This window comes from Ensifer sp. ENS03, assembly GCF_014852035.1.
GTDB classification, from domain to species: Bacteria; Pseudomonadota; Alphaproteobacteria; order Rhizobiales; family Rhizobiaceae; genus Ensifer; species Ensifer adhaerens.
Genome location: NZ_JACVAV010000043.1, coordinates 1 through 288, shown reverse-complemented (window position 1 = coordinate 288; position 288 = coordinate 1). Strand labels below are relative to the sequence as shown.

General features: G+C 66.3%; 1 protein-coding gene. It reads left to right on the top strand.

The genetic code is table 11. From position 1 onward, the window contains the following. A partial coding sequence (locus IB263_RS33895; RefSeq protein ID WP_192439612.1) for an aldehyde dehydrogenase family protein occupies positions 1 to 288 on the top strand: 288 nt, incomplete at both ends.

The window sequence follows — 288 nt, the reverse complement described above, 5'->3', positions numbered from 1 at the left end:
TGAAGCGCGCGACGATGGAACTGGGCGGGCATGCGCCTGTCATCGTCACCGATGATGCCGATGTCGAACGCGCCGTCGCCATCATGTCCGCCAGCAAGTACCGCAATGCCGGCCAGGTCTGCGTGTCGCCGACCCGCTTCCTCGTGCAGGAGCGCGTCGCCGATCAGTTCCTCGACGGCTTCGTCGCCGCCTCGAAGACGATCAAGGTCGGCAACGGTCTCGAAGCCGGCGTCGACATGGGGCCGCTTGCCAACGAGCGGCGCATCCCGGCGATCGAAAGCCTGGTTG